The organism is Nonomuraea sp. NPDC005692 (genome assembly GCF_040631115.1).
Classification (GTDB): domain Bacteria; phylum Actinomycetota; class Actinomycetes; order Streptosporangiales; family Streptosporangiaceae; genus Nonomuraea.
On the sequence record NZ_JBEXYU010000014.1, the window covers coordinates 103,499 to 124,428 of the forward strand.

27 protein-coding genes are annotated in these 20,930 nt (G+C 72.4%); 9 read left to right on the forward strand and 18 right to left on the reverse strand.

What is annotated here, in order from left to right:
• Positions 1-34 precede the first annotated feature (34 nt).
• The 3 genes from ABZ459_RS27265 to ABZ459_RS27275 all read right to left on the reverse strand — a co-directional run bounded on the left by ABZ459_RS27265 (position 35) and on the right by ABZ459_RS27275 (position 1,753).
• Positions 35-379, reverse strand: a complete 345-nt coding sequence (locus ABZ459_RS27265) for an RNA polymerase-binding protein RbpA (protein WP_125637410.1) — start codon at positions 377-379, stop codon at positions 35-37.
• A gap of 153 nt (positions 380-532) precedes the next feature.
• Positions 533-1,147 (reverse strand): hypothetical protein, encoded by a 615-nt coding sequence (locus ABZ459_RS27270; protein ID WP_357975719.1) that lies wholly within the window; start codon positions 1,145-1,147, stop codon positions 533-535.
• Positions 1,148-1,258: 111 nt separating this feature from the next.
• Positions 1,259-1,753, reverse strand: coding sequence for a nuclear transport factor 2 family protein (locus tag ABZ459_RS27275; RefSeq protein WP_357975721.1), 495 nt, complete (start codon positions 1,751-1,753; stop codon positions 1,259-1,261).
• A gap of 33 nt (positions 1,754-1,786) precedes the next feature.
• Between ABZ459_RS27275 and ABZ459_RS27280 the strand changes: the two genes are divergently transcribed.
• Positions 1,787-2,266, forward strand: a complete 480-nt coding sequence (locus tag ABZ459_RS27280; protein ID WP_352350760.1) for a helix-turn-helix domain-containing protein — start codon at positions 1,787-1,789, stop codon at positions 2,264-2,266.
• Between the two features lie 113 nt (positions 2,267-2,379).
• Positions 2,380-2,835, forward strand: a complete 456-nt coding sequence (locus ABZ459_RS27285) for a hypothetical protein (RefSeq protein ID WP_357975724.1) — start codon at positions 2,380-2,382, stop codon at positions 2,833-2,835.
• 6 nt (positions 2,836-2,841) lie between these two features.
• Here ABZ459_RS27285 and ABZ459_RS27290 read toward each other — a convergent pair whose 3' ends face one another.
• The 7 genes from ABZ459_RS27290 to ABZ459_RS27320 form a co-directional block, all read right to left on the reverse strand.
• A complete protein-coding gene (locus ABZ459_RS27290) occupies positions 2,842-4,275 on the reverse strand; it encodes an MFS transporter (RefSeq protein ID WP_357975727.1) in 1,434 nt (477 codons plus the stop codon).
• Positions 4,276-4,448: 173 nt separating this feature from the next.
• Complete coding sequence (locus tag ABZ459_RS27295; protein WP_357975731.1) at positions 4,449-5,249, reverse strand: glycerophosphodiester phosphodiesterase; 801 nt, start codon at positions 5,247-5,249, stop codon at positions 4,449-4,451.
• Between the two features lie 34 nt (positions 5,250-5,283).
• A complete protein-coding gene (locus ABZ459_RS27300; RefSeq protein ID WP_357975733.1) occupies positions 5,284-5,823 on the reverse strand; it encodes a TrmH family RNA methyltransferase in 540 nt (179 codons plus the stop codon).
• Positions 5,820-6,410 carry a methyltransferase gene (locus ABZ459_RS27305; protein ID WP_352350751.1) on the reverse strand — a complete coding sequence of 197 codons (591 nt, stop codon included), beginning with the start codon at positions 6,408-6,410 and terminating at the stop codon, positions 5,820-5,822. Before ABZ459_RS27305 ends, ABZ459_RS27300 begins: the two co-directional genes overlap by 4 nt.
• Positions 6,411-6,421: 11 nt before the next feature.
• On the reverse strand, positions 6,422-7,369 hold the full coding sequence (locus ABZ459_RS27310) for a VWA domain-containing protein (protein ID WP_357975735.1): 948 nt from the start codon (positions 7,367-7,369) through the stop codon (positions 6,422-6,424).
• On the reverse strand, positions 7,366-8,298 hold the full coding sequence (locus tag ABZ459_RS27315) for a DUF58 domain-containing protein (protein WP_357975738.1): 933 nt from the start codon (positions 8,296-8,298) through the stop codon (positions 7,366-7,368). Before ABZ459_RS27315 ends, ABZ459_RS27310 begins: the two co-directional genes overlap by 4 nt.
• Positions 8,295-9,296, reverse strand: coding sequence for a MoxR family ATPase (locus ABZ459_RS27320; RefSeq protein ID WP_357975741.1), 1,002 nt, complete (start codon positions 9,294-9,296; stop codon positions 8,295-8,297). The genes ABZ459_RS27315 and ABZ459_RS27320 overlap by 4 nt, the downstream gene beginning before the upstream one ends.
• A gap of 55 nt (positions 9,297-9,351) precedes the next feature.
• On the opposite strand from ABZ459_RS27320, the gene ABZ459_RS27325 reads away from it, so the two are divergent.
• The gene (locus tag ABZ459_RS27325) at positions 9,352-10,113 is read left to right on the forward strand and encodes a hypothetical protein (protein WP_357975744.1); all 762 of its coding nucleotides are present in this window, start codon (positions 9,352-9,354) and stop codon (positions 10,111-10,113) included.
• A 43-nt stretch (positions 10,114-10,156) separates the two neighbouring features.
• On the forward strand, positions 10,157-11,029 hold the full coding sequence (locus ABZ459_RS27330) for a DUF2268 domain-containing putative Zn-dependent protease (protein ID WP_357975747.1): 873 nt from the start codon (positions 10,157-10,159) through the stop codon (positions 11,027-11,029).
• Here the strand turns inward: ABZ459_RS27330 and ABZ459_RS27335 are convergent.
• A complete protein-coding gene (locus tag ABZ459_RS27335; protein WP_357975750.1) occupies positions 10,999-11,637 on the reverse strand; it encodes a response regulator transcription factor in 639 nt (212 codons plus the stop codon). The genes ABZ459_RS27330 and ABZ459_RS27335 overlap by 31 nt on opposite strands.
• A gap of 186 nt (positions 11,638-11,823) precedes the next feature.
• Entirely contained in the window at positions 11,824-13,107 is a 1,284-nt protein-coding gene (locus ABZ459_RS27340; RefSeq protein ID WP_357975754.1) for a histidine kinase, read from the reverse strand.
• A 144-nt stretch (positions 13,108-13,251) separates the two neighbouring features.
• On the opposite strand from ABZ459_RS27340, the gene ABZ459_RS27345 reads away from it, so the two are divergent.
• Positions 13,252-13,815: an ATP-dependent Clp protease proteolytic subunit gene (locus tag ABZ459_RS27345; RefSeq protein WP_357975757.1), complete on the forward strand. Its 564-nt coding sequence runs from the start codon at positions 13,252-13,254 to the stop codon at positions 13,813-13,815.
• A 2-nt stretch (positions 13,816-13,817) separates the two neighbouring features.
• Positions 13,818-14,435: an ATP-dependent Clp protease proteolytic subunit gene (locus ABZ459_RS27350; RefSeq protein WP_357975760.1), complete on the forward strand. Its 618-nt coding sequence runs from the start codon at positions 13,818-13,820 to the stop codon at positions 14,433-14,435.
• A 154-nt stretch (positions 14,436-14,589) separates the two neighbouring features.
• Here ABZ459_RS27350 and ABZ459_RS27355 read toward each other — a convergent pair whose 3' ends face one another.
• The gene (locus ABZ459_RS27355; RefSeq protein WP_357975763.1) at positions 14,590-14,853 is read right to left on the reverse strand and encodes a hypothetical protein; all 264 of its coding nucleotides are present in this window, start codon (positions 14,851-14,853) and stop codon (positions 14,590-14,592) included.
• A 2-nt stretch (positions 14,854-14,855) separates the two neighbouring features.
• Positions 14,856-15,386: a hypothetical protein gene (locus tag ABZ459_RS27360; protein WP_357975766.1), complete on the reverse strand. Its 531-nt coding sequence runs from the start codon at positions 15,384-15,386 to the stop codon at positions 14,856-14,858.
• Between the two features lie 404 nt (positions 15,387-15,790).
• On the opposite strand from ABZ459_RS27360, the gene ABZ459_RS27365 reads away from it, so the two are divergent.
• Positions 15,791-15,964: a hypothetical protein gene (locus tag ABZ459_RS27365; protein WP_357975769.1), complete on the forward strand. Its 174-nt coding sequence runs from the start codon at positions 15,791-15,793 to the stop codon at positions 15,962-15,964.
• 40 nt (positions 15,965-16,004) lie between these two features.
• On the opposite strand, the gene ABZ459_RS27370 is transcribed toward ABZ459_RS27365, so the two are convergent.
• Both ABZ459_RS27370 and ABZ459_RS27375 read right to left on the reverse strand, forming a co-directional pair.
• The gene (locus tag ABZ459_RS27370; RefSeq protein WP_357975772.1) at positions 16,005-16,433 is read right to left on the reverse strand and encodes a MarR family winged helix-turn-helix transcriptional regulator; all 429 of its coding nucleotides are present in this window, start codon (positions 16,431-16,433) and stop codon (positions 16,005-16,007) included.
• Positions 16,434-16,447: 14 nt separating this feature from the next.
• The gene (locus ABZ459_RS27375; protein ID WP_357975775.1) at positions 16,448-17,062 is read right to left on the reverse strand and encodes a TetR family transcriptional regulator; all 615 of its coding nucleotides are present in this window, start codon (positions 17,060-17,062) and stop codon (positions 16,448-16,450) included.
• Between the two features lie 80 nt (positions 17,063-17,142).
• Between ABZ459_RS27375 and ABZ459_RS27380 the strand changes: the two genes are divergently transcribed.
• Together ABZ459_RS27380 and ABZ459_RS27385 are read left to right on the forward strand one after the other, a co-directional pair.
• A complete protein-coding gene (locus ABZ459_RS27380; protein ID WP_357975778.1) occupies positions 17,143-18,180 on the forward strand; it encodes an FAD-dependent monooxygenase in 1,038 nt (345 codons plus the stop codon).
• A 77-nt stretch (positions 18,181-18,257) separates the two neighbouring features.
• Positions 18,258-19,019 (forward strand): TSUP family transporter, encoded by a 762-nt coding sequence (locus tag ABZ459_RS27385; RefSeq protein WP_357975781.1) that lies wholly within the window; start codon positions 18,258-18,260, stop codon positions 19,017-19,019.
• Positions 19,020-19,050: 31 nt separating this feature from the next.
• Here ABZ459_RS27385 and ABZ459_RS27390 read toward each other — a convergent pair whose 3' ends face one another.
• The gene (locus tag ABZ459_RS27390) at positions 19,051-20,172 is read right to left on the reverse strand and encodes an MFS transporter (RefSeq protein WP_357975784.1); all 1,122 of its coding nucleotides are present in this window, start codon (positions 20,170-20,172) and stop codon (positions 19,051-19,053) included.
• The gene (locus ABZ459_RS27395) at positions 20,169-20,921 is read right to left on the reverse strand and encodes a DeoR/GlpR family DNA-binding transcription regulator (protein WP_357975787.1); all 753 of its coding nucleotides are present in this window, start codon (positions 20,919-20,921) and stop codon (positions 20,169-20,171) included. Before ABZ459_RS27395 ends, ABZ459_RS27390 begins: the two co-directional genes overlap by 4 nt.
• Positions 20,922-20,930 lie beyond the last annotated feature (9 nt).

Below are 20,930 nucleotides of genomic sequence, written 5' to 3' on the forward strand. Positions count from 1 at the left end.
CCCCGGGCGTCGCCCGGGGGTTTCCACCGTGTGGTCAGGCGCTCTTGCGCCGTTGGGCGCGCAAGACCGCGAGTCTCTCGTTGAGTACCTCTTCCAGGTCCTCGATGGACCGCCGCTCCAGCAGCATGTCCCAATGAGTCCGTGGGGGCTTGGTCTTCTTCGACTCCGGCTGCTCACCGTCGACCCGCACCGCGGTCACGCCGCACATGCGGCACTCCCAGGTCGCGGGGATCTCGGCCTCGGCGGCAAGCGGAACCTCGAAGCGATGGCCCTTAGGACAGGTGTAGGACACCTCCTGGCGTGGGGCCAGATCCGTGTTACGGTCGTTCTCGTAGCTGGTTGCCCCGAGCCGGGTGCCACGAAGCGCGCGCTCGCCCATGTCTAAATGCCTCCTACAGGGCCCCCATACGTGGGGGGTCTGTCTCCCACGGTGTCTAACGCTTGGTACCGTGATGGGATTCCCACCCGCGGGGTGATCCAATCGCGCTTGGGGCCTCGGTTATTCGAGCCCGCTCCCACCGGGGCCGCGCCCTCAGGCCGCGGCAGCCGCTCGCGGGGCTCTGAGCAGGCTCGTCGCCAGCCACAACCCGCCGATCATGATGAGCGCCCCGTGCGCGATCCGCACCGGGTACGGGCCGAAGAACTGCGGGATGAACAGCGCCAGACCCAGCGCGAGCGCCGTCCCGGCCCCCTTGGGCAGGATTCCCGAACGCCACACGGCCACGGCCGCCATCACCGCGCCGGCGCCCAGCAGCGCCAGCCCGGCGGCGAACATGGTGACCGCGAGCGGGTCGAAGCGGAACCGCTCGGCCAGTTCCATCAGCGCGGGCGCGCCGTCGCGCAGGGAACGTTGCGCGATCACGTGCAGGCCGAAGTCCTCGGCCCCGTAGTAGGGGAGCGTCAGGCCGGCGCCGGCCCAGGTCACCGCGGCCGCGCGCAGCGACAGGCGGTCGCCGAGCACCTGGTGCAGCCCGAGCGTGCCCAGCCCGAGCAGCACGAACCCGAGCATCGCGGCCAGATGGCCGGTGACCCACGCGGTCGAGGCCATGGCGGCGGCGTCGTCGCCGGACGGCCGTACCACCGGGTAGACGAACAGCAGCACGCCGCCGAGGGCGAAGGCGGCGGAGGTGAGGCGGGGGGAGGTCATGAGGTAACTCCTGGCTGAGGGCGTTGCTCTGTTGTGAGAGCAATGCTCTCGTGACGGGGTATCCCGTGTCAAGAGCACTGCTCTCTCTTCGGAGCGACGTCCGCAGCCGTGTCAGGCGAGGAGCGGCACCAGCGTCCTGTCGCCGAACCTGGTCATCGCGGCCAGCGGTGCCGAGGCCGCCCCCACCAGCAGCGGAAGGCCCGGCTTGCCCTTGTCCCTGGCGATGCGGGGGCCCAGAGCGGCCATCAGCGCGGTCAGGCCCGGCAGCGGCCTGATCCACATGGTGATCTCCCGGACCAGGCCGTCGTCGTCCAGTTCGAGCTGGGCGACCTCGTTCAGCGGCTGGCGGCCCACCCGGGCGGTCGCCGTGAGCATGCGGGTGCGGCCGTCGCCGATGTCGCTCTGGTAGCGCAGGTCCGACAGGACGTCGAAGACGGCTTCGAACAGCGCTCCCACCTGTGTCAGGCCCTCGAATCTGGCCCGGTAGCTCAGTGGCGAGTGGAACACCACGCCGTCGGCGAGGGTGGCCTTGAGCGCCTGGGCGTCGTGCGCCTCGCCGGCCCGGCGGTACGCGCCGGCGGGTGAGTCCTGAATGTGAACTGTCATGGGTTCACATTATCAACCCACTATGCTGGGTGCATGAACAGGTTCGGTGAGATGCACTGCTCCATCGCCCAGGCCGTCGGTGTCATCGGCGAGCCCTGGACTCCGCTGATCCTGCGCGACCTGTTCCTGGGCCTGCGCAGGTTCGACGACCTCGCCGAGGACCTGGGCATCTCGCGCAACCTGCTGGCCCGCCGGCTCGACCATCTCGTCGCCACGGGGGTCGTGGAGAAGCGGCCCTACCAGGAGCGTCCGGTGCGCCACGAATACCTGCTGACCGAGGCCGGGCGCGACGTGGTGCCCGCCCTGCTGACGCTCATGGCCTGGGGCGACCGGTGGTCCACCCCGCCCGGCGGGCCGCCCGCGCTGCTCGTCCACTCCTGCGGGCGGGAGTTCACGCCCGTCGTCACCTGCCCCCACTGCGGGGGCGAGGCCACGGCCGAGACCGTGCTGCCGATGCCTGGTCCCGGCGCCGCCCGGGGGCCGGGCACCATGGTCCTGGCCGCCGATCTGTGACGTTCCGTGTTTGACGCGCGACCCTTCGTGAGAGGACTCTCATGGCCCGCTCACGGCCGCCCCACGGCGGCCGCGCAGGCTGAGGGGACCGCGACGTCGATCAGGAGGCGTAGATGGATCTCATGCCACGGTGGCCGGCGGCGGTGGCCGCGCTCGCGTTCGTCCTCGTCGGGGGAGGGATGCTGCTTCCGGCCCAGGCGGCGGCCGGGCCGCCTCCGGCGCTCGTCCTGGCCGCCCACGACGACGACGGCGACGACGATGGTGACGACGACGAGGCCGCTCCCCGGTCCGGGCGGCGCGAACCGGCCAGGAGGCAGGCGCACGCCCCGCGCGTGCTTCCTGGCCGCGACGACGACGTCGAGGCCATCCCCGGCCTGCAGGCCCGCGACTCCCGGCCCCCCGAGCCCGTCACCCGCCCGGCAGAGGCTCCGGGGCGGGCCGAGATCCGGCTGGAGAGCGGCACCATGACCAGCGGAAGCCACGTCGGCCCGATGATGCTGCTGGCCATCCTGGGCACCGGCGTCCTGGTGGGCACCTCGTACTGGCTCTCGCGCCGGTACGGCCCCTGACGGGGGTCAGATCCGAGAGGGCACCTCGTTGCCGGCCGCCCTGATGGCCTTGGGCAGGTTCGTCAGGGCGAGCAGCACGAAGCCCACCACGAAGAATATGATCATGGACACGATGGCGATCCGGTAGCTGTTGGTGACCTGCAGCGCGATCGTCACGGTCAGCGACCCGATGAACGCCGACCCCTTGTCGCTGATCTGCAGCAGGCTGAAGTACTCCGCCTCCCGCCCCTTCGGGATCACCTGCGAGAACAACGACCGCGACAACGCCTGCGTGCCGCCCAGCACGATGGCGATGGCGAAGGCCATCAGGTAGAACTGCAGCGCCTGCCCCTCGCCGACGAACATCGCCACCACCACGATCCCGGTCCACAACACCAGGCTGGCCAGCACCGTGCGCTTGGTGCCGAAGCTGCGCGCCAGCCGCCCCAGCAGCAGCGCCCCGAAGAACGCCACGAACTGCACCATCAGGATCGCCGTGATCTGTACGGTCTTGTCCAGCTTGAGTGCCTCGGAGGCGAAGGCCGCGCTGTTGCCGATGACCGTCTGCACGCCGTCGTTGTAGACCAGGTAGGCCACCAGGAACAGCAGCGTCAGCGGGTAACGTCGCAGCTCGGCCAGCGTACGGCCGAGCTGGCGGAAGCTCCCGCGCACCGAGCGCAGCGCCGTGGTCTCGTGCGCCGGCACGGGACGGTTGCGCAGCCGCAGCAGCGGGATGACCGTGAACGTCGCCCACCACAACCCGGCCGACATCATGCTGATGCGCACCGCCATGCCCTCGCTCAGCCCCAGGCTGTCGTGCTGCAGGAACAGCGCCAGGTTGAGCAGGAGCAGCAGCCCGCCGCCGAGGTAGCCGATCGCCCAGCCGCGCGAGGAGACCCCGTCGCGCTCCTCGGGGGTGGAGATCTGCGGCAGGAAGGAGTCGTAGACCACCACGGAGGAGCCGTAGGCCAGGTTGGCCACCACGAACAGCACGCCGCCCAGCAGGTACCGGTCGCCCTCGACGAAGTACAGGCCCATGGTGGCCAGCGCGCCGACGTAGGCGAACCCGCCGAGCAGTTCCCGCTTGCGGCCGGTGTGGTCGGCCAGCGCGCCCACGATGGGCAGGAACACGATCTGCAGGAACACCGCCACCGTCAGCGTCAGCCCGAAGAAGGCCGCGGGCCTGATGTCGGCGCCGAGCACGTCGACGTACCCCAGGCCGGGGTGGCGCAGGACCAGCGCGTCGAACTGGGACGCGCACGTCTCGGGCGCGAGGGCGGGGAAGTCTTTCGCGCAGGCCGCGGTCCTGGCGACCGGGATCAGGTACGGGCCCAGGAAGACCGAGATGATCGTGGTGTAGAAGGCCGAGTTGGCCCAGTCGTAGAAGTACCAGCCGCGTTGCTCGCGGCGGCGTGCCGCGGGGGAGTCGTCGAGGGCCGCGGGGGGTGCGGTGGAGGCCATGGTGTCGTGTCGCTCCTCTGCGGCCGGGCGGCCGGGGGGCCTCGCGCGGCCCGGCCACGGGTCAATGCCTGACGAAGTGCCCATCTTCGCAGGTCGTGGGTCACGTCCACGTGTCGTGCCCATGACCTTACAGTGATCACCTCATGAGAGGAAGGTCGCCGCCGCGGGGTGGGTCAGGCGGCCATGCCGCGCGGGTGCCACAGGCCCCGCCGCTCGAGGACCTCGCGCAGGCCGGTGACGTTGTCGGTCATGATGCCGTCGACGCCGAGGTCGAGCAGGTGCTCCATGCGGACGGTGTCGTTGATCGTCCACACGTGCACCTGCATGCCGATGGCGTGGGCCGTGCGGACCAGGCGGCGGGTGGTGACGCGCAGGCCGCGGAAGCCGACCGGCACCTGCGCGCACGGGATCCCGGCGCGCGACAGGCGGGCCAGCAGGCGGCCGTAGCCGGAGGTGGTGGCGGCGGCCCGCAGCGCGGCCACACCACGCGGGCCGAGCGCCGAGCACACCTCGCGGCCCATGGCCGCCCTGGCCATGACCAGGCGCTCGTCGGAGAAGGACGTCAGGCAGACGCGGTCGTAGGCGTTGGTGCGGCGGACCACCTCGGCCAGCGGCGCGATGGCCGCCGCCTCCTTGACGTCGATGTTGAAGCGCACCTGAGGCCAGGTGCCGAGCAGGTCCTCCAGCAGCGGGATCTCGTGCACGCCGGCGATGCGGGCCTGCCGCACCTCCCGGTAGGGCAGCTCGGAGATGCGGCCCCGCCGGTCGGTCACCCGGTCGAGGGTGTGGTCGTGGAAGGCCAGCAGCATGCCGTCGGCGGTGGCGTGCGCGTCGGTCTCCAGGTAGTCGTAGCCGAGCGCGACCGCGCGTTCGAAGGCCGCCAGGGAGTTCTCGGCGCCCTCCAGCGCACCCCCGCGGTGGGCGAAGGCCAGCGGCCCCGGATGGTCGAGAAAGGCGAAACGACGGCTGAGCACGACCCGGTGTCCCTTCCGATGGTGGACGGTTCGGTCACGGTTCGGGAAGATTCTCCCACTCCTGGCGGCGCGCCTCGGCCAGCGCGATGGCCGCGGCCACCGACACGTTGAATGAGCCGACCCGCCCGACCTGCGGGATGTAGCAGACGCCGTCGGCGGCCTCCAGCAGGGCGGGGGAGCAGCCGTGGTCCTCGCTGCCGACCACCAGGCACACGTCGCGGCCGAGATCGGCGCGGTGCAGCGGCACGGCCTCGGAGGTCAGCTCGATGGCCAGCACGGCGTAGCCGTCGTCCTTGGCGGCCTTGACCGCCTCGGTGGCCGGGACCGCCTCGTGCCAGGTGACCAGGCGCTCGGTGCCGAGCGCCGTCTTGCCCGCCTTGGGGTTGGTGGGCGGCGTGGCGTTGCCCGCCAGCCAGATCTGGTCGACGCCGAACGCCGCGGCGCTGCGGAAGATCGAGCCGACGTTGAACGGGCCCGTCACCGACTCCAGGATCAGCGCGAGCCGGTTGTCGGTGTTCCTGCGCCAGGTGCGGTTGAGCCGCTTGACGTCGGTGGGGCGCAGCTGCCTTCTCATCGGGCCACCTTCAATATGCGGTAGGCGGCTCGGGAGGCCTCGCGGGAGGCCTGCCAGCCCTGCTCGCCGAGCCAGCGCTGCAGGGAGTCCGAGCCGAGGTGTTTCTGGACGACCAGGTAGGCGACGCCGTCGGGCGTCAGCCGGGTGAGCCACCTGGTGAGCATCTCGTGCAGAGCCGGCTTGCCAATCCGGATGGCGGGATTGGACCAGATGGCCCGAAATTTCACGTCATCCGGCACTTCATCAACATGAACAGGTCTTACTTTGTAAAGGCCGGCGGCCTGGGCGTTCCGCCCGGTCAGCTCCAGGCTGCGCCGGTTCACGTCGACGGCCCACACCGTCGCCCCGGGCGCCCGCGAGGCCATCGTCAGCGCGATGGGCCCGTAGCCGCAGCCCAGGTCGAGCAGGTCGCCCTCCTGCGGCGGCGGCGGGACGGACTCCAGCAGCGCGCGCGTGCCGACGTCGACCCGGTCGGGTGAGAACACGCCCCGGTCGGTCTCCAGCCGCAGATGCAGGTCGGGCAGGACCAGGTCGACCGAGCCCGGCCTGCTCGCGGTCTCGGGACGTTCGGAGAAGTAGTGGGCCACGTGGGAAAACGTTACGGGATCCGGGTGCCGAACAAGACCGCGGCACCGGCCACCAGCAGCCCCAGCACGATCGCGGCCACGATGAACCACTGGGTGATCTCCTGGCTGACCAGCTTGAACCCCAGCGAGGTGCCGATCTGCTCGTAGACGTCGCGCAGTTCGCTGCCGGACTCGGCGGCGTAGGCCCGGCCGCTGGTGCCGTCGGAGAGCGACTGCAGGGTCTGCTTGTTGACCGGCACGTTCACGGGCCTGCCGTCGATGTCGACGGTGCCCTCCTGGGTGCCGTACGCGATGGTGGAGACCGGAACGTGGGCCTGCTGGGCGGCCTCGATGGCCTCGTTCACCGACCGGCCGGAGGTGTTGTCGCCGTCGGACAGCAGCACGATCGCGGCGGGCGGCGGGTCGGTGGCGGCCTGCTGGTCGAAGGAGCGCACCGAGTCGAGCGAGTTGAAGACGGCCTCGCCGATCGCGGTGCCGGGCCGGGTGGTCAGGTTGCCGATGGCGGTGACGACGGCCTGGTGGTCGGTGGTGGGGGAGATGACGACGTTGGCCGAGCGGGCGAAGGAGACCACGCCGACGTTGAAGCGGTCGGGCAGCTCCCTGGCGAACGCCTGGGCGGCGGCCTTGGCGGCGCTGATCCGGTTGGGCTGGACGTCGCCGGCGTCCATGGACAGGGAGACGTCGAGGGCGATCATGATGGTGGCGCGGTCGCGGGGGACGCGTACCTGGTCGGCGGGTTTGGCGGCGCCGACCACCAGGAGCGACATCATGACCAGGAACAGCGCGGGGGGCACGTGCCGGCGCCAGCTCGGCCCGGCGGGGGCGACGAGGTTGAGCAGCGCCAGGTTGGTGAAGCGCACGGTGTAGCGGCGGCGGGCGAACTGCGCCACGACGTATCCGGCCACCAGCAGCGCCACCAGCACGAACAGCCACAACCAGCCGGGCGCGAGAAACGTCATACGGGTCTCCGGTGGGCGAGGTGGCTCATGCGGCGCTGGCGCAGGACGAACTGCGCCACGTCGAACACCCAGTCCCTGTCGGTCCGCAGCACCAGGTGGGCGATCCCGGCGCGGCGCAGGGCGAGCCGGGTGCCCTCACGCTGGAGGGCGGCGGCTTCTGCATATGCTTGCCGGACTTTGGGAGAAAGGTGCACTTCACGTACGTTCCCGGTCTCGGGATCGGTGAACGCCACCCGGCCGACGTCCGGCAGCTCCAGCTCGCGCGGGTCGATGACCTCCACGGCCAGCACCTGGTGGCGGGAGGCCAGCCGCCTGATCGGGCGTTCCCAGGGGCGTTCGGCGTCGGGGTCGAGCTCGGGACGGTCGTCGAGGAAGTCGGAGACGACCAGGCGCAGGCCCCTGCGACGCCGGGTGGCCGCCAGCACGTCGATGCCCTCGGCCAGGTCGGGGGCATCGGGCACGGCCCGGCCGCGCGGGGCGTCCATGAGGGAGTGGAGCAGCCCGTACAGGGCCGGGCGGCCGGTACGGGCGGGCATGCGGTGGATGTACTCCTCGTGCAGCACCAGCGCGCCGAACCGGTCGCCCATGCGGCTGGACAGGAAGCCGATCGCGCCGACGGCGGCCACGACCAGGTCGCGCTTGTCGGTGTCGGCGGTGCCGAAGTCCATGCTGGCCGACAGGTCGGCCAGCGCCCAGGTCTCCAGCTCGCGGTCGGCGATCAGGTCGCGGACGTGGGGGACGGTCGTGCGGGCGGTGACGGCCCAGTCCATGCGGCGCACGTCGTCCTCGCCGGGCACGTACAGGCGGCTGTCGCCGGTCTCGCTGCCGGTGCCGGGCAGCAGCCCCTGGTGGGCGCCGTGCAGCAGGCCGTCGAGCCGCCGCGTGACGGTCAGCTCCAGCCGTCGCAGCGCCTGCTCGGCGGTGTTCAACGGTTCTGGTTCCAGACGACCAGGGGCGGCGGCACGGCGTGCAGGATCTGCTTGACGACCTGCTCGGGATCGACGCCGTCGGCCAGGGCGTCGAAGGTCAGCATGAGCCGGTGGGACATGACGTCGACCGCCACGTCGCGCACGTCGTCGGGCAGCAGGTAGTCGCGGCCGCGCAGCAGGGCCAGCGCGCGCCCGGCCGAGACCAGCCCGAGCGTGGCGCGGGGGCTGACGCCGATCTCGATCGTCTCGGCCAGGTCGCCCAGCCCGTAGTCGGCGGGCGCGCGGGTGGACATGACCAGGCGCACCACGTAGTCGGCCACGAGCTGGTGCACCGAGACCTGCTCGGCGGCCTGCTGCAGGGCCAGCAGCCTGGCCGGGTCGAGCACGCGGTCGGGCACGGGCGGCGTGACGCTCATGCGGTGGAGGATCTCCAGCTCCTCGTGCGCGCTGGGGTGCGGCACCCGTACGCGGAACAGGAAGCGGTCGCGCTGCACCTCGGGCAGCGGGTAGACGCCCTCGGACTCGATCGGGTTCTGGGTGGCCAGCACGATGAACGGCCTGGGCAGCGGATGGGTGACGCCGGCCAGCGTGACCTGGCGCTCGGCCATCACCTCCAGCAGCGCGGACTGCACCTTGGCGGGGGCGCGGTTGATCTCGTCGGCCAGCAGGAAGTTGACGAACACCGGACCCAGTTCGACGTCGAACTTCTCGTTGGAGGGGTGGAAGACGCGGGTGCCGACGATGTCGCTCGGCACGAGGTCGGGGGTGAACTGGATCCGGGCGAACGTGCCGCCCACGACGGTGGCCAGAGTGGAGGCGGCGAGGGTCTTGGCGACTCCCGGCACACCTTCGAGCAGGCAGTGACCGCGGGCCAGCAGGGCCACGACCAGCCGCTCGACCATGTGCTCCTGTCCCACGATGACACGCCGGACCTCGTCGAGACTTCGACGCAGCAGTGCCGCGTCGTTTCCGTCCGGCAACTCTTCGGCGACGCTCATGACGCCATTCCACCAAACGCGCCGCGAACGTGCACGACGCCACGTCTGTGCTTTCATGGCAAACGTGGCAAGTCCCCTGCAGTACGGTGATCCGCCCCAGCTGGGGCGCTACGTCGTGCAGGCCCGCCTGCACACGGCTCCGGCCGGGTTCGTCTACCTGGGACAGGGCCCCGACGGACGCGCGGTGTCGCTGGCCGTGCTCACGCGGGGCGCCGCCCTCGACGCGGCGGCGCGCGACCGGTTCCTGACCGCGATCAAGGAGGCGTCGGGGCGTTCCGGCGGGCGTGGGTGGCTGGGGCTCGGCCGGGCGCGCGCCTCGGTGCTCGACGGGACGCCCGAGGTGCTCGACGTGCAGGACGGGCCGGCGCCGTGGGTCGCGGTGCCGTACGCGCCGGGGCAGCCGGGGGCCGAACGGTTCCTGGACCCGGTCATGGTGGGCGGGACGTTCATCGGGCAGGCGCACGGGCCGGACTTCGTGCCGTACTGGCTGACCGACCGCGCGCCCGCGCTGCCGGGGCCGCTGGCGCGGCGGCTGCCGCTGACCGAGACGCGCCGGCGGGTGCTGCTGGCCGCGCTGGCGCTGGCGCTGCTGCTGGTGCTGGTCGCGACGATCCTGCTGTTGCTGCTGTTCGGCAGGCGCGACAGCGAGCCGATGCCCCGGCAGCTCCCGCCGACGGTGTTCGTGCCCACGCCGCCGCCCACGCCCGCCACGCCGGTGCCGGAGCCCTCGCCGTCGCAGTCGCCGTCGCCGACGCGCACCGGTCCCGGCACGCCGGGGCAGTCGCCGGGGGACGAGCTGGGCGAGTCGCCGCTTTAATGCGTTTGAGCCTCACGTTACGTGAGGCTTTAGCGTCCGCGGCATGGAGTTCATCGTTCACGACACGCTCACGGCCATGGCGGACCTGCTCGCCCGGCCGCTCGCCGACCGGCCCGAGGCGCTGCGGGAGATGCTGGCGCCGATCCGGCCGGCGATCCCGGTGCCCGGCGACATCGTCGAGATCCACCACCAGGGCGGCGGCTTCCGCGTCGACGCCGACGACGCCCGTTACCTGCCCGCCGTCCGGGCCATGATCGAGGCCGACGTGCTCGGCCAGGTGCGCAGGGAGCTGGAGCTCGCCTCCCACGCGCTGAAGGAGGCCAGGCAGGCTTCCTCGCTGCAGGTGATGTTCGTGCTCGGCGACCCCGACAACGAGCACCTGATGAAGATCAGCGGCGGCTACTACGGGATGGGCGGCTCGCCCGGCTGGCTGTACCTGCTGGGCTGGCCGTCGGAGGAGGTCATCGGCCGGATCGCGCACTGCGCGGTGCACGAGTTCCACCACAACGTGCGCTACACCAACGTCGAATGGGACCCCCGGAAGGTCACCGTGGGCGAGCACGTGGTGGCCGAGGGGCTGGCCGAGGCGTTCGTCCGGGAGCTGTCCGGCCCGGAGGCCATGGGGCCCTGGTCGCGGATGGTGACGGGGGAGGAGCTGGAACGCGCCCACGAGCTGATCATGGACGCGTTCGACCTGGAGGGCATGGGGAACACCCCGGCGTACGTGCTGGGCGACAGCGCCATGCGACGCTTCGGCCAGGAGCCCCGCGGCATTCCCGACATGGCGGGCTACGCGGTGGGGCTGCGGCTGGTGGACCGGGCCCTGGCCGAGAAGGGGCTGAGCGCCGCCGAGGCCACCCTGCTGCCGGCCGCGCAGCTGCTCGATCAGCCGGGGGAGACGAACCCGGACTCGTAGGCGGCGATCACGGCCTGGGTGCGGTCGCGCGCGCCCAGCTTGGCCAGGACGTTGCCGACGTGCGTCTTGACGGTCTCCTGGCTGACGACCAGCTCGGCGGCGATCTCGGTGTTGGACATGCCCTTGGTCATCAGCCGCAGCACGTCCCCCTCGCGGCCGGTGAGCCGGTCGATCCCCGGCACGTGGGCGCGCGGGCGGCGGCCGGCCAGGGTGCGGATCGCGGCCGGGAACAGCAGCGACTCGCCGGCCGCCACCAGCCTGATCGCCTGGAGCAGGTCGTCCGGTCTGGTGCGTTTGAGCAGGAAGCCGCTCGCGCCGGCGCGCAGGGCGTCGTAGACGTGGTCGTCGTTCTCGAACGTGGTCACGACCAGGACCTTGGGCGGGTCGTCGAGCGCCACCAGCCGGCGGGTGGCCTGGATGCCGTCCATGGCGGGCATGCGGACGTCCATCAGCACGACGTCGGGGCGCTCGCGGCGGACGACCGGCAGGACCGCGGCGCCGTCCCCGGCCTCGCCGACCACGCTCAGGCCGGGCTCGGCGTCGATGATGACGCGCAGCCCGGCGCGGATGAGGTCCTCGTCGTCGGCGATCACGACCTTGAGTGTCATGCCCCCGACCGTAGCGGCACCCGGGCGGGGAACGTTCCGGGCGTCATGGGGCTGACGGTGGGGGAAAGGTTCCGGGGTTTTCGGGACTGACTGTGGTGGGAGGGTTCCGGGGTTCACGGGACCGACTTTGGCGGCAGGTGGGTCGTCGCGGAGGTGATCCTGGCCGGGGGGGCGGAGGGGGCGGGGTCATGGGCTCGGGCGCAGGGGGAGGCGGACCGAGACCGTCCAGCCGTCCTCGTCGGGGCCGGCGCGCAGGTCGCCGCGGAGCAGGCGGACGCGTTCGCGCATGCCCGCCACTCCCCGGCCGCCGCCCCGCCCACAGCCCCCACCGCGCCTCCCACCGGGGTTGCTGACCTCCAGCCGCAGGTCGTCGCCCTGGACGGCGGCGGCCAGCCGGACCGTGCCGCCGCCGTGCCGGATCGCGTTGGTCAGCGCCTCCTGCAGGATGCGGTACGCCTCCCTGGAGACCACGGCGGGCACGCCGGACAGGTCGCCCACGTCCTGCCGCACCTCGGCGCCGGAGCCCGCCACCAGCGCCCCGAGGTCGGCCAGCGTCGCCTGCGGCGCCCGTCGCCCCTCCTCGCTGCCCTCCCGGTGGCTCTCGCGCCCGTCCTCGCCTGCGTCCTCGCGCCCGTTCTCGCGTGCGTTCTTGCGCCTGTCCTCGCGTGCGTCCTCGCGCAGGACGCCGAGCACGTGGTCGAGGTCCTCCAGCGCGGCGCGGGCCGACTGCTCGATGGCCGCCAGGGCGGTCCTGGCGGTGGCCGGGTCGCGGTCGAGGACGCGTCCGGCCGCGGCGGCCTGCAAGGTGACGACGCTGAGCGCGTGCCCGACCGAGTCGTGCAGCTCGCGGGCCAGCCGGTTGCGTTCGGCCAGCGTACGGGCGTGCTCCTCGGCGGCGGCGAGCCGTTCGGCGGGGGTGGGGCCGAGCAGCGGGGGAGCCAGGGCGGCCAGCAACGCGCCCGCGCCCGCCGCGCCCGCCACCAGCAGCACCAGCGCCCCCACGCCCGCCGCCGCCCACAGCAGGGCCGGCCACCCCGGCTCGGCCGTGAGTCCCAGCACCGGCATCGGCTTCCCGATGAACGGCAGCGCCAGCGTGAACCCCGTGAACGGCACCACCGCCAGCGTGAACCCGCTCACCACGCCGCCCACCGCCAGATGCAGCGTGAACCACGCGGCGGTGCGCCGCCGCTCCTGCCACGACCGCCGGGCCTGCCGCGGCGGGGTCTCCACGCGGGCCCCGAGCAGCCCCTGGGCGGCGTTCACCTCCAGCGCGCGCACCGGCAGGAACAGCCCGGTCACCGCCACCACCGGCAGCACCGCGACGAACACCCCGACCTGGATCGGCATCAGCAGCTCGGACGACACACCGCGCCACAGCCCGGCGACCAGCACCCCGGCCATCATGTACGGCATCAGCAGCGCCCCGCCCAGGATGAGGCACGCCCAACGGCGGGGGAGGTTCCTTCTCACATCCGGGATTGTATGTCGATACTTTTTCGCGCTGGGAGTAATGCGCCTTGAGTGAAATGCGCCCCCAGCGAAAATGGGCCGGAATTCACCGCCGCCGGGTCTAGCGTTTTTCGCAGAATTAGTTTCGGCAGAAAGGTGACGTCAATGACGGAGACCCAGCGCGCGGCCTGGCCTGACCAGCTCAGTCAGCGCCTGCTGAAGGAGCGCATCGTGGTCCTCGGCCAGGAGGTCGACGACGAGATTTGCAACCGGCTCTGCGGCGAGCTGCTTTTGCTGGCGGCCGAAGACCCCAACCGGGACATAACGCTCTACATCAATTCTCCGGGCGGCTCGGTGACGGCCGGCATGGCGCTCTACGACATGATGCAGTTCGTCCCGTGCGACGTGGCGACGGTGGCGATGGGCTTCGCCGCCTCCATGGGGCAACTGCTGCTGACCGCCGGCGCGCCGGGCAAGCGTTACGCCCTGCCCAACGCCCGCATCGTCATGCACCAGCCGCTGGGCGGCATCGGCGGCTCGGCCAGCGACATCCAGATCCAGGCCGACAACATGCTCTACACCAAGCGCAGGATGGCGGAGATCATCGCCCACCACACGGGCCAGCCGCTCGAGCGCATCCAGGCCGACTCCGACCGCGACCGGTGGTTCACCGCCCAGCAGGCGCTGGAGTACGGGTTCGTCGACCACATCGCCGAAGGGATGAACTGACCATGAGCGGTCGTTACGTGCTGCCCTCCTTCACCGAGCGCACCTCCTACGGGGTGCGGGAGATGAACCCGTACAACAAGCTGTTCGAGGACCGGGTGGTGTTCATCGGCGCCCCGATCGACGACACGGTGGCCAACGACGTCATGGCCCAGCTCCTCACGCTGGAGTCGCTCGATCCCGACCAGGACATCAACATGTACATCAACTCGCCGGGCGGGTCGTTCACGGCGATGACGGCCATCTACGACACGATGCAGTTCGTCCGGCCGGAGATCCACACGGTCTGCATCGGGGAGGCGTCCTCGGCGGCGGCCGTCCTGCTCGCGGCGGGCGCGCCGGGCAAGCGGGCGGCCCTGCCGCATGCGCGCGTCCTGCTCCACCAGCCGGCCACGGAGGGCAGCCGGGGGCAGTCGAGCGACCTGGAGATCCACGCCAGGGAGATCGTGCGGATGCGTGACCAGCAGGAGGAGATCCTGGCCCGGCACACCGGGCGCGGGGTGCTGGAGATCAGGAAGGACATCGAGCGCGACCGCATCTTCACCGCCGAGCAGGCGCGCAGCTACCAGCTGATCGACGACATCTACGCCTCCAGGAAGCGCGCCCTGGCCGCCACCCGCTGACCTGCCCACCCAAACCTGCCCTGGGCCCCTGTGGCTGGTCTGCCTGGGGCTGGCCTGCCCGCTGGTCTCCCCGGCCTCTGCGGGCCGGTGTGGCTGGGGCCCGGCCCGCTGGCCTCCTTGGGCCCCGGGGCCCCTCCCCGGGGCCGCGGGATCATCACGCCCGCTCGTCTTGTACGGCGCGCAGGCGTCGCAGGGCCAGCAGACCGCCGACCCCGGGGACGAACGCGCTCCAGCGCGCCCCGGGCGTCCCTTGCGCCCTGGGTGTCATGGCCGCCGTGGCGATGACGACGAGGTAGGACATGCCGTGCAGCGGGCCGGCGTACGTCGTGACCGCCTGGGCGTGCACGGTGAGCAGGTTGGTCAGCAGAACCGCCAGCGTGGCGGCCTCGGCGGCGGCGGCGATACGCAGGGTCAGCACGCTCAGGCCCCCGTCTGCTCGCCGGGGCGGACGATCATGAGCACGACGACGGCCGCCCACAGCAGGTTGTAGACGCCGGTGAGCATCGTCAGCGTGCGCAACCGGCGGCCGTCGTCGGGAGCGTCGAGGGCCTGGCGCTGGCGGGGGTGGATCTGGGTGGCCAGCAGGGCGCCCGCGCCGGCGGTGAGGACCATCGACACGATGATCCAGGTCTGCCCCATGCGTCCCTGCACACTGGCCAGCACGATCCCGGCCAGCGGGACGATCAGCCCGAACGCGGCATAGCCGCCGGTGATGCGGTGAAGCGCGACTGCTACGGCGGCGCTGCGCTCCGCACCGGCGACCTTGGTGGCGGCGCCGGTGGCGGCGCCGGTGGTGGCGCCGGTGGTGGCGCCGGGGGTCGCGGTGGGGGTCGCGGTGGGGGTCGCGGCGGCGACGGGGGCGTAACGGGGGAACAAGCTCGACGCGACCGCCGAGCCGCCGACGAACACGATCCCCGCCAGCACGTGGATGGACAACAGGACATGATTCATGGATCGCCTCCAACCTTCAGGATGACTGAAGCCTAGCGAAACCTTCAGCCACGCTGAAAGCCAGCCTGTCATTTGGGACGGCGGCGCAGCCTTCGCCTCGGTCCTCACTGGCGGCGGCGCGCCGGCCGGCTGACCGGCGGCACGTCCTGACCGGCGCCCGCCACTCTCAGCCCTGGACGGCGGAAGTTCGCCGCCCTGGCCTCGACTGCGGTTGCCGTTCGAGGCTGGACCAGGGGGATTGCCGGTAGCGCGGAGGTGAAGAAGCCAGATGTGATCAAGGCGCACCGCGGCGTTGTCGCGGTTGCGGACGCTGCTGCAGCTGACTCCCGCCTGACGCCCCGGCGACGCTGATCGCGTACAGGACGGCCCGGCTGCGCGTCCTGTACACCGACTTCCGCCACCAGATGGCCGACTTCGTCACCCGCGACCAGCAGACCGGCCGCATCCCCACCAGCCTCGACCCGTTCGACACGGCGCTCGCCCTGGTGGCGCTGGCCGAAGGGCTGTCCGCCTACGTGGTCACCGGCGTCACCGCCCGCAACCAGGTGCCGGCGGTGGCCGCAGGGGTCTACCGCTGAGTCCGCGGAGGGGAGAAAACAGGGCTGGGAGGCGGTGGGGTCAGGGGGTGGGGAAGGCGGTGCGGATCGCTTCGCCCACCTGTTGCTGAACGGGGTCGGCGTCGGGGCCGAAGAGGCGTTCGTCGACCTTGGTGATGGCCTGGGCGGCCTCCCGAAGGAGGCGTTGTCCCTCGGGGGTGAGCTCGATGGTCGAGGCCGACCCCGCCCGCGCCGTACGGTCGCGTACCAGCCCCGCCTGGACCAGCCCCTTGACAGCCGTGTGCACGCTCTGCACCGAGATGCCCGACATGCGGGCCAGATCGCTGAAGGACGCGCCCGGCACCCCGGAGATGTGTCCCAGCAGCCCCAGGCGGCTGATCGTCAGCTCAAGCGGCGCCAGCTCGGCGGAGAGCTCCGTCTCGACCCGCCGCGCCAGCGTCAGCACCACGATGGAGGTGCTCGACACGGGCGGTCCGTTCTCGATCGTCACCGGTCCAGTCTCGCCTACCCGGCCGGGACGGCGCCCGCCGGTCGCCCCGGTGCCGGGTAGACGGTGTGCAGGAGGTCGCGCAGGAAGGCGTCGAGGTCGTCGAGGCCGTAGTCGGCCAGCGTCTCGGCCGGTTGGGTGAGCAGGTAGGTCAGGGCGGTGTTGAGGCACATCGTGACCGTCGCGGCGGTACGCCGGGTCGCCGGCAGGCCGGCCGCCTCGTGGGCGCGCAGGTGCAGGGCCAGGTCGGCGCGGGTGAGCTCGGCCAGCGTCGCGCGCAGCTCCGGTCGGCGTGCGGCCTCGGCGTGCAGTTCGAGGTAGGCCAGGACCCTCGACCTGTTGGCCGTGACCGCGTGGTCGACCAGGCGGCGCAGGAACGCGGCCAGCCCGTCGCGCCCCTGGATCTCCTCGGCCGGAGCCACTTGCAGGTCGGCCCAATAACGCTCGACGCAACGTTCGGCGGCGGCCCGCAGGAGGGCGTCGCGGGTGGCGAAGTAGTTCTTGGCCGTGCCCTCCGGCAGGCCGGCCGCGCGGTCGATCGCCCGGTGGGTCAGGCCCCTGCCGCCCTCCTGGGCCAGCACCTCGATCGCGGCGTCGCGCAGCTGGTCGCGCCGGTTCCGGTTCTCCGCCATGGCCTCCATCCTCGCAGTTGCCCTGACCACCACAATAGTGGTACCACAGTTGTGGTGAACGAGAACAGGGAGGTACTGCCATGAAGGGGGCCGCGGTGATCGTCGGTGCCGGGATCGGCGGTCTTGCGACGGCCGTCGGCCTGCGGAGGGCCGGATGGGAGGTGACCGTGCTCGAACGCTGGCCCGAGATCCGTCCGGAGGGCACGGCCCTGGGCATGCGTCCGGCCGCCCAGGCCGCCCTCGACCGGCTCGGGTTGGGGGCGGAGCTGCGGCGTCGCACGGTGCCGTACCGTTCGGCGCAGATCCTGGCGCCGGACGGGCGCCGGCTGGCCGACCTGCCCTTGGAACGCATCGAGCGCAAGGGGGGCACGCCCGTGCTGATGTTGTCCAGGGTGTCGCTGATGGAGATGCTGCTCGACGCCGCCGGTGAGGCGACCGTCCGGACGGGCGCGGAGATCAGCGATCCCGCGGACCTGCGCACCCGGTACGACCTGGTCGTGGGGGCCGACGGGCTGCGCAGCACGGTCCGCCGGGCGTTCTTCGACACCACCGCCAGGCCGCGCTACACCGGCATCGTGGCCTGGCGCGGCGTCGCGGCGTTCGAGCCGCCCGTCCATGGCGAGACGTGGGGGGCCGGCCAGGTGTTCGGCATCACGCCGCAGGAGCCCGGCTCGACCAACTGGTACGCCGCCGTCGCCACCCCCGAGGGGCATCGCGAATCGCTGGACGACCTGCGGGCCCGCTTCTCCGGCTGGCACACCTCCGTCATCCGCGTTCTGGCCGAGGCCGACGAGGACAACGTGCTCCGGCACGAGATCCACGACCTGTGGCCGCGCCTGCGCTCGTTCGCCAGCGGGAACGCCGTCCTGGTGGGGGATGCCGCGCATGCCATGACGCCCTCGCTGGGCCAGGGCGCCTGCCAGGCTCTCCTGGACGCCGACACCCTCACCACCTGCCTGCGGGAGGCCGGGGACGTGACGTCCGCGCTGCGTCGCTACGACGCCTCGCGCAGGAGACCGGCGCAACGCGTGGTCACCATGTCGCGCCTCATGACCCGCCTGGCCGGGCACCACCTGCAAGGCCCCCGCAACCTGCTGCTCCGACTCCTCGCCGCCTGACTCCAGCACCGGAGGGGTGGGTGGTTGGAGGGGGGCTGTAGTCTTCTGGGCGTTTCCTGGGGGAGTGGGGGAGCGGCGTGCCGCTGGAGCAGGTTGTGGTGTTGCTGGCGGCCGCGGCCGGTGCCGGATGGGTCGACGCGGTCGTGGGCGGCGGCGGGCTGGTGCAGCTGCCCGCCCTGCTGATGACCGGCATGCCGCCCGTCCAGGCCATGGCGACCAACAAGTTCTCCTCGGTGTTCGGCACGGCCTCGGCCGCCGTGGCGTACGCGCGTTCCACCAAGATCGACCGTCAGGTGGCGTTACCGGGTGCGGCGCTGGCCGTGGTGAGCGCCGGGCTGGGCGCGTGGGCGGCCGCGGCGATCTCGGCCGACGTGCTGCGCCCGGTCGTGATGGTGGTGCTGCTCGGCGTGGCGGCGTTCGTCACCTTGCGCCCCTCGATGGGCGCCGTGCCGCAGCCGCACCTGCGGACCGACGCCCGGGTGGTGGCGGCGGTGGCCGCGGCGGGCGTGGGCATCGCCTTCTACGACGGCATCATGGGGCCGGGCACCGGCACGTTCCTCATCATCGCCTTCACCACCATCCTCGGCCTGGACTTCGTCGCCGCCTCCGCCTCCGCGAAGATCATCAACGTGGGCACCAACCTCGGGGCGCTGGCGGTGTTCGGGCTGCAGGGCCACGTCCAGTGGGCGCTCGGGCTCGGCATGGCGCTGTGCAACGTGGCCGGCGCCCAGCTCGGCGCCAGGATGGCGATCAGGCGCGGTACGGCGTTCGTCCGGGTCGTGCTGCTGTGCGTGGTGGTGGCGATGGTGATCAGGCTCGGCTGGCAGCAGTTCGGCTGACCCCCGGCACGCCGCCCTCGCGATCGAACGCCTAAGGGCGCAGCGCGGGGGCCGTCAGGGCGACGAAGGCCGCCATCAGCGCCGGTACGGCCAGCGCCCGCGGCAACCCGGCGACCTGGGCCACCGCCCCGATGATCACCGGCCCCGACAGGAACCCCAGGTACCCCACGGACGCCACCCGCGCCAGCGCCCGCCCGGCGAAGGCCGGGTCCCGGTGCCCCGCGGCCGAGAACACCTGCGGCACGATGCACGACAACCCCGCCCCGAAGCAGCCGAACCCCACCACCCCGGCCACCGGCCCCCCGCCGAGCAGCGCCAGCCCGAGCCCCGCCGCCGCCAGCAGCCCGCAGCACCGCACCAGCGCCACCGGCCCGAACCGGGCCGCCAGCCGGTCACCCGCCAGCCGCCCCGCGGTCATCGCGATCGAGAACGCGGCGTACCCGGCGGCGGCGAACCCCGCCGAGGAGGCCAGGTTCTCGCGCAGGTAGACCGAGCTCCAGTCGGCCGCCGCCCCCTCGCCCACCAGGCAGCAGAAGGCCAGCACGCCGAGGAACAGGATGCCCTTGGGCCGCCCGGCCCCCGGGCCGCCGACCGGAAGGGGAGCGGGCACCGAGCGCAGCGCCCACCGCCCGGCCCACACCGCCAGCACGGCGATCACCGCCCCCACGCACCCGAACGTCACCGACGGCGGCAGCCCGGCCTGCGCGAACACCCCGCCCGTCGTCGCCCCGGCGAACCCGCCGATGCTGTAGACGGCGTGGAAGGACGACATCACCGGCCGCCCGTGGGCGCGTTCCACCTCGACGGCGTTGGCGTTCATGGACACGTCCAGGACGCCGTGGACGATCCCGAAGACCAGCAGCGCGGCGGCCAGCGCGCCCAGGTTCGGGGCGAAGGCGGGTGGCACCAGCACCACGCCCTGCAGCAGGGCCGCCGGGATCATGACGCGGCTGCTGCCGTAGCGGTCCACCAGGCGGCCGACGGTCGTCATGCCCGCGACGGCGCCCGCGGCGATGGCCAGCAGCGCCAGGCTGAGCCGTCCCGCGTCGAGCCCGAGGCCCTCCTTGATGGCGGGGATGCGGGCCGTCCACGTGCCGATGGCCAGGCCGGCCAGGAAGAACAGCAGGTAGACGGCCGTCCGTTCGCGTCTCATCCGGCCTCCTTGACGTCCACCCCGGCCGCGACGAGCGCGTCACGCTGCTCGGGCGGCACGCCCTCGTCGGTCACCACGACGTCCAGGCGGGAGATCGGGCAGACCGCGCCGAAGGCGGTACGGGAGAACTTGCCCGAGTCGCAGGCCACGACCACCCGCCGGGCGGCGGCGATGGCCGCCCGTTTGACCGCGACCTCGGGCAGGTCGTGCGCGGTCAGGCCGTGCTCGGCCGACAGGCCGCAACAACCGATCACCGCGGTGTCGAAGCGCAGCGCCGCGATCGAGCTCTCGGCGAGCGGGCCGGTGACGTTCAGCTCGCCCTTGCGGACCTCGCCGCCGGGCAGCACCAGGCGCACCCGGGGCGCGGCGGCCAGCACCGAGACGGCCTGCAACGCCAGCGGCAGCACGGTCAGCCGCCGTCCGACCAGGGCGCGGGCCACCTCCAGCACAGTGGTGCCGCCGTCCAGCACGACCGCCTCCCCGTCGGCGATCAGCGCCGCGACCTGGACGCCGATGCGCCTCTTGGCCTCCACCGCCTCCCGCTCGCGCACCCCGAACGGCGGCTCCTCGCCGCGCAGCAGCAGGGACAGCGCCCCGCCCCTGACCCGGCGGACCACGCCCTGCTGGGCCAGGTCGTCCAGGTCGCGCCGGATCGTCATCTCCGACACGCCGTGCCGCTCGGCGAGCTCGGTCACCGAGACGCTGTCCTGGGCGCGAAGGGCGTTCATGATGGCGGTCAAACGTTCCATCTGTTCATA

Coding starts and splice junctions, on each gene's coding strand:
- ABZ459_RS27320 (WP_357975741.1), bottom strand. CDS start 9,296: ATGAGCGTCGCCGAAGAGTTGCCGGACGGAAACGACGCGGCACTGCTG.
- ABZ459_RS27275 (WP_357975721.1), bottom strand. CDS start 1,753: ATGACAGTTCACATTCAGGACTCACCCGCCGGCGCGTACCGCCGGGCC.
- ABZ459_RS27335 (WP_357975750.1), bottom strand. CDS start 11,637: ATGACACTCAAGGTCGTGATCGCCGACGACGAGGACCTCATCCGCGCC.
- ABZ459_RS27395 (WP_357975787.1), bottom strand. CDS start 20,921: ATGGAACGTTTGACCGCCATCATGAACGCCCTTCGCGCCCAGGACAGC.
- ABZ459_RS27360 (WP_357975766.1), bottom strand. CDS start 15,386: ATGAATCATGTCCTGTTGTCCATCCACGTGCTGGCGGGGATCGTGTTC.
- ABZ459_RS27280 (WP_352350760.1), top strand. CDS start 1,787: ATGAACAGGTTCGGTGAGATGCACTGCTCCATCGCCCAGGCCGTCGGT.
- ABZ459_RS27375 (WP_357975775.1), bottom strand. CDS start 17,062: ATGGCGGAGAACCGGAACCGGCGCGACCAGCTGCGCGACGCCGCGATC.
- ABZ459_RS27390 (WP_357975784.1), bottom strand. CDS start 20,172: ATGAGACGCGAACGGACGGCCGTCTACCTGCTGTTCTTCCTGGCCGGC.
- ABZ459_RS27365 (WP_357975769.1), top strand. CDS start 15,791: ATGGCCGACTTCGTCACCCGCGACCAGCAGACCGGCCGCATCCCCACC.
- ABZ459_RS27330 (WP_357975747.1), top strand. CDS start 10,157: ATGGAGTTCATCGTTCACGACACGCTCACGGCCATGGCGGACCTGCTC.
- ABZ459_RS27310 (WP_357975735.1), bottom strand. CDS start 7,369: ATGACGTTTCTCGCGCCCGGCTGGTTGTGGCTGTTCGTGCTGGTGGCG.
- ABZ459_RS27380 (WP_357975778.1), top strand. CDS start 17,143: ATGAAGGGGGCCGCGGTGATCGTCGGTGCCGGGATCGGCGGTCTTGCG.
- ABZ459_RS27345 (WP_357975757.1), top strand. CDS start 13,252: ATGACGGAGACCCAGCGCGCGGCCTGGCCTGACCAGCTCAGTCAGCGC.
- ABZ459_RS27290 (WP_357975727.1), bottom strand. CDS start 4,275: ATGGCCTCCACCGCACCCCCCGCGGCCCTCGACGACTCCCCCGCGGCA.
- ABZ459_RS27285 (WP_357975724.1), top strand. CDS start 2,380: ATGGATCTCATGCCACGGTGGCCGGCGGCGGTGGCCGCGCTCGCGTTC.
- ABZ459_RS27270 (WP_357975719.1), bottom strand. CDS start 1,147: ATGACCTCCCCCCGCCTCACCTCCGCCGCCTTCGCCCTCGGCGGCGTG.
- ABZ459_RS27325 (WP_357975744.1), top strand. CDS start 9,352: ATGGCAAACGTGGCAAGTCCCCTGCAGTACGGTGATCCGCCCCAGCTG.
- ABZ459_RS27350 (WP_357975760.1), top strand. CDS start 13,818: ATGAGCGGTCGTTACGTGCTGCCCTCCTTCACCGAGCGCACCTCCTAC.
- ABZ459_RS27265 (WP_125637410.1), bottom strand. CDS start 379: ATGGGCGAGCGCGCGCTTCGTGGCACCCGGCTCGGGGCAACCAGCTAC.
- ABZ459_RS27300 (WP_357975733.1), bottom strand. CDS start 5,823: ATGAGAAGGCAGCTGCGCCCCACCGACGTCAAGCGGCTCAACCGCACC.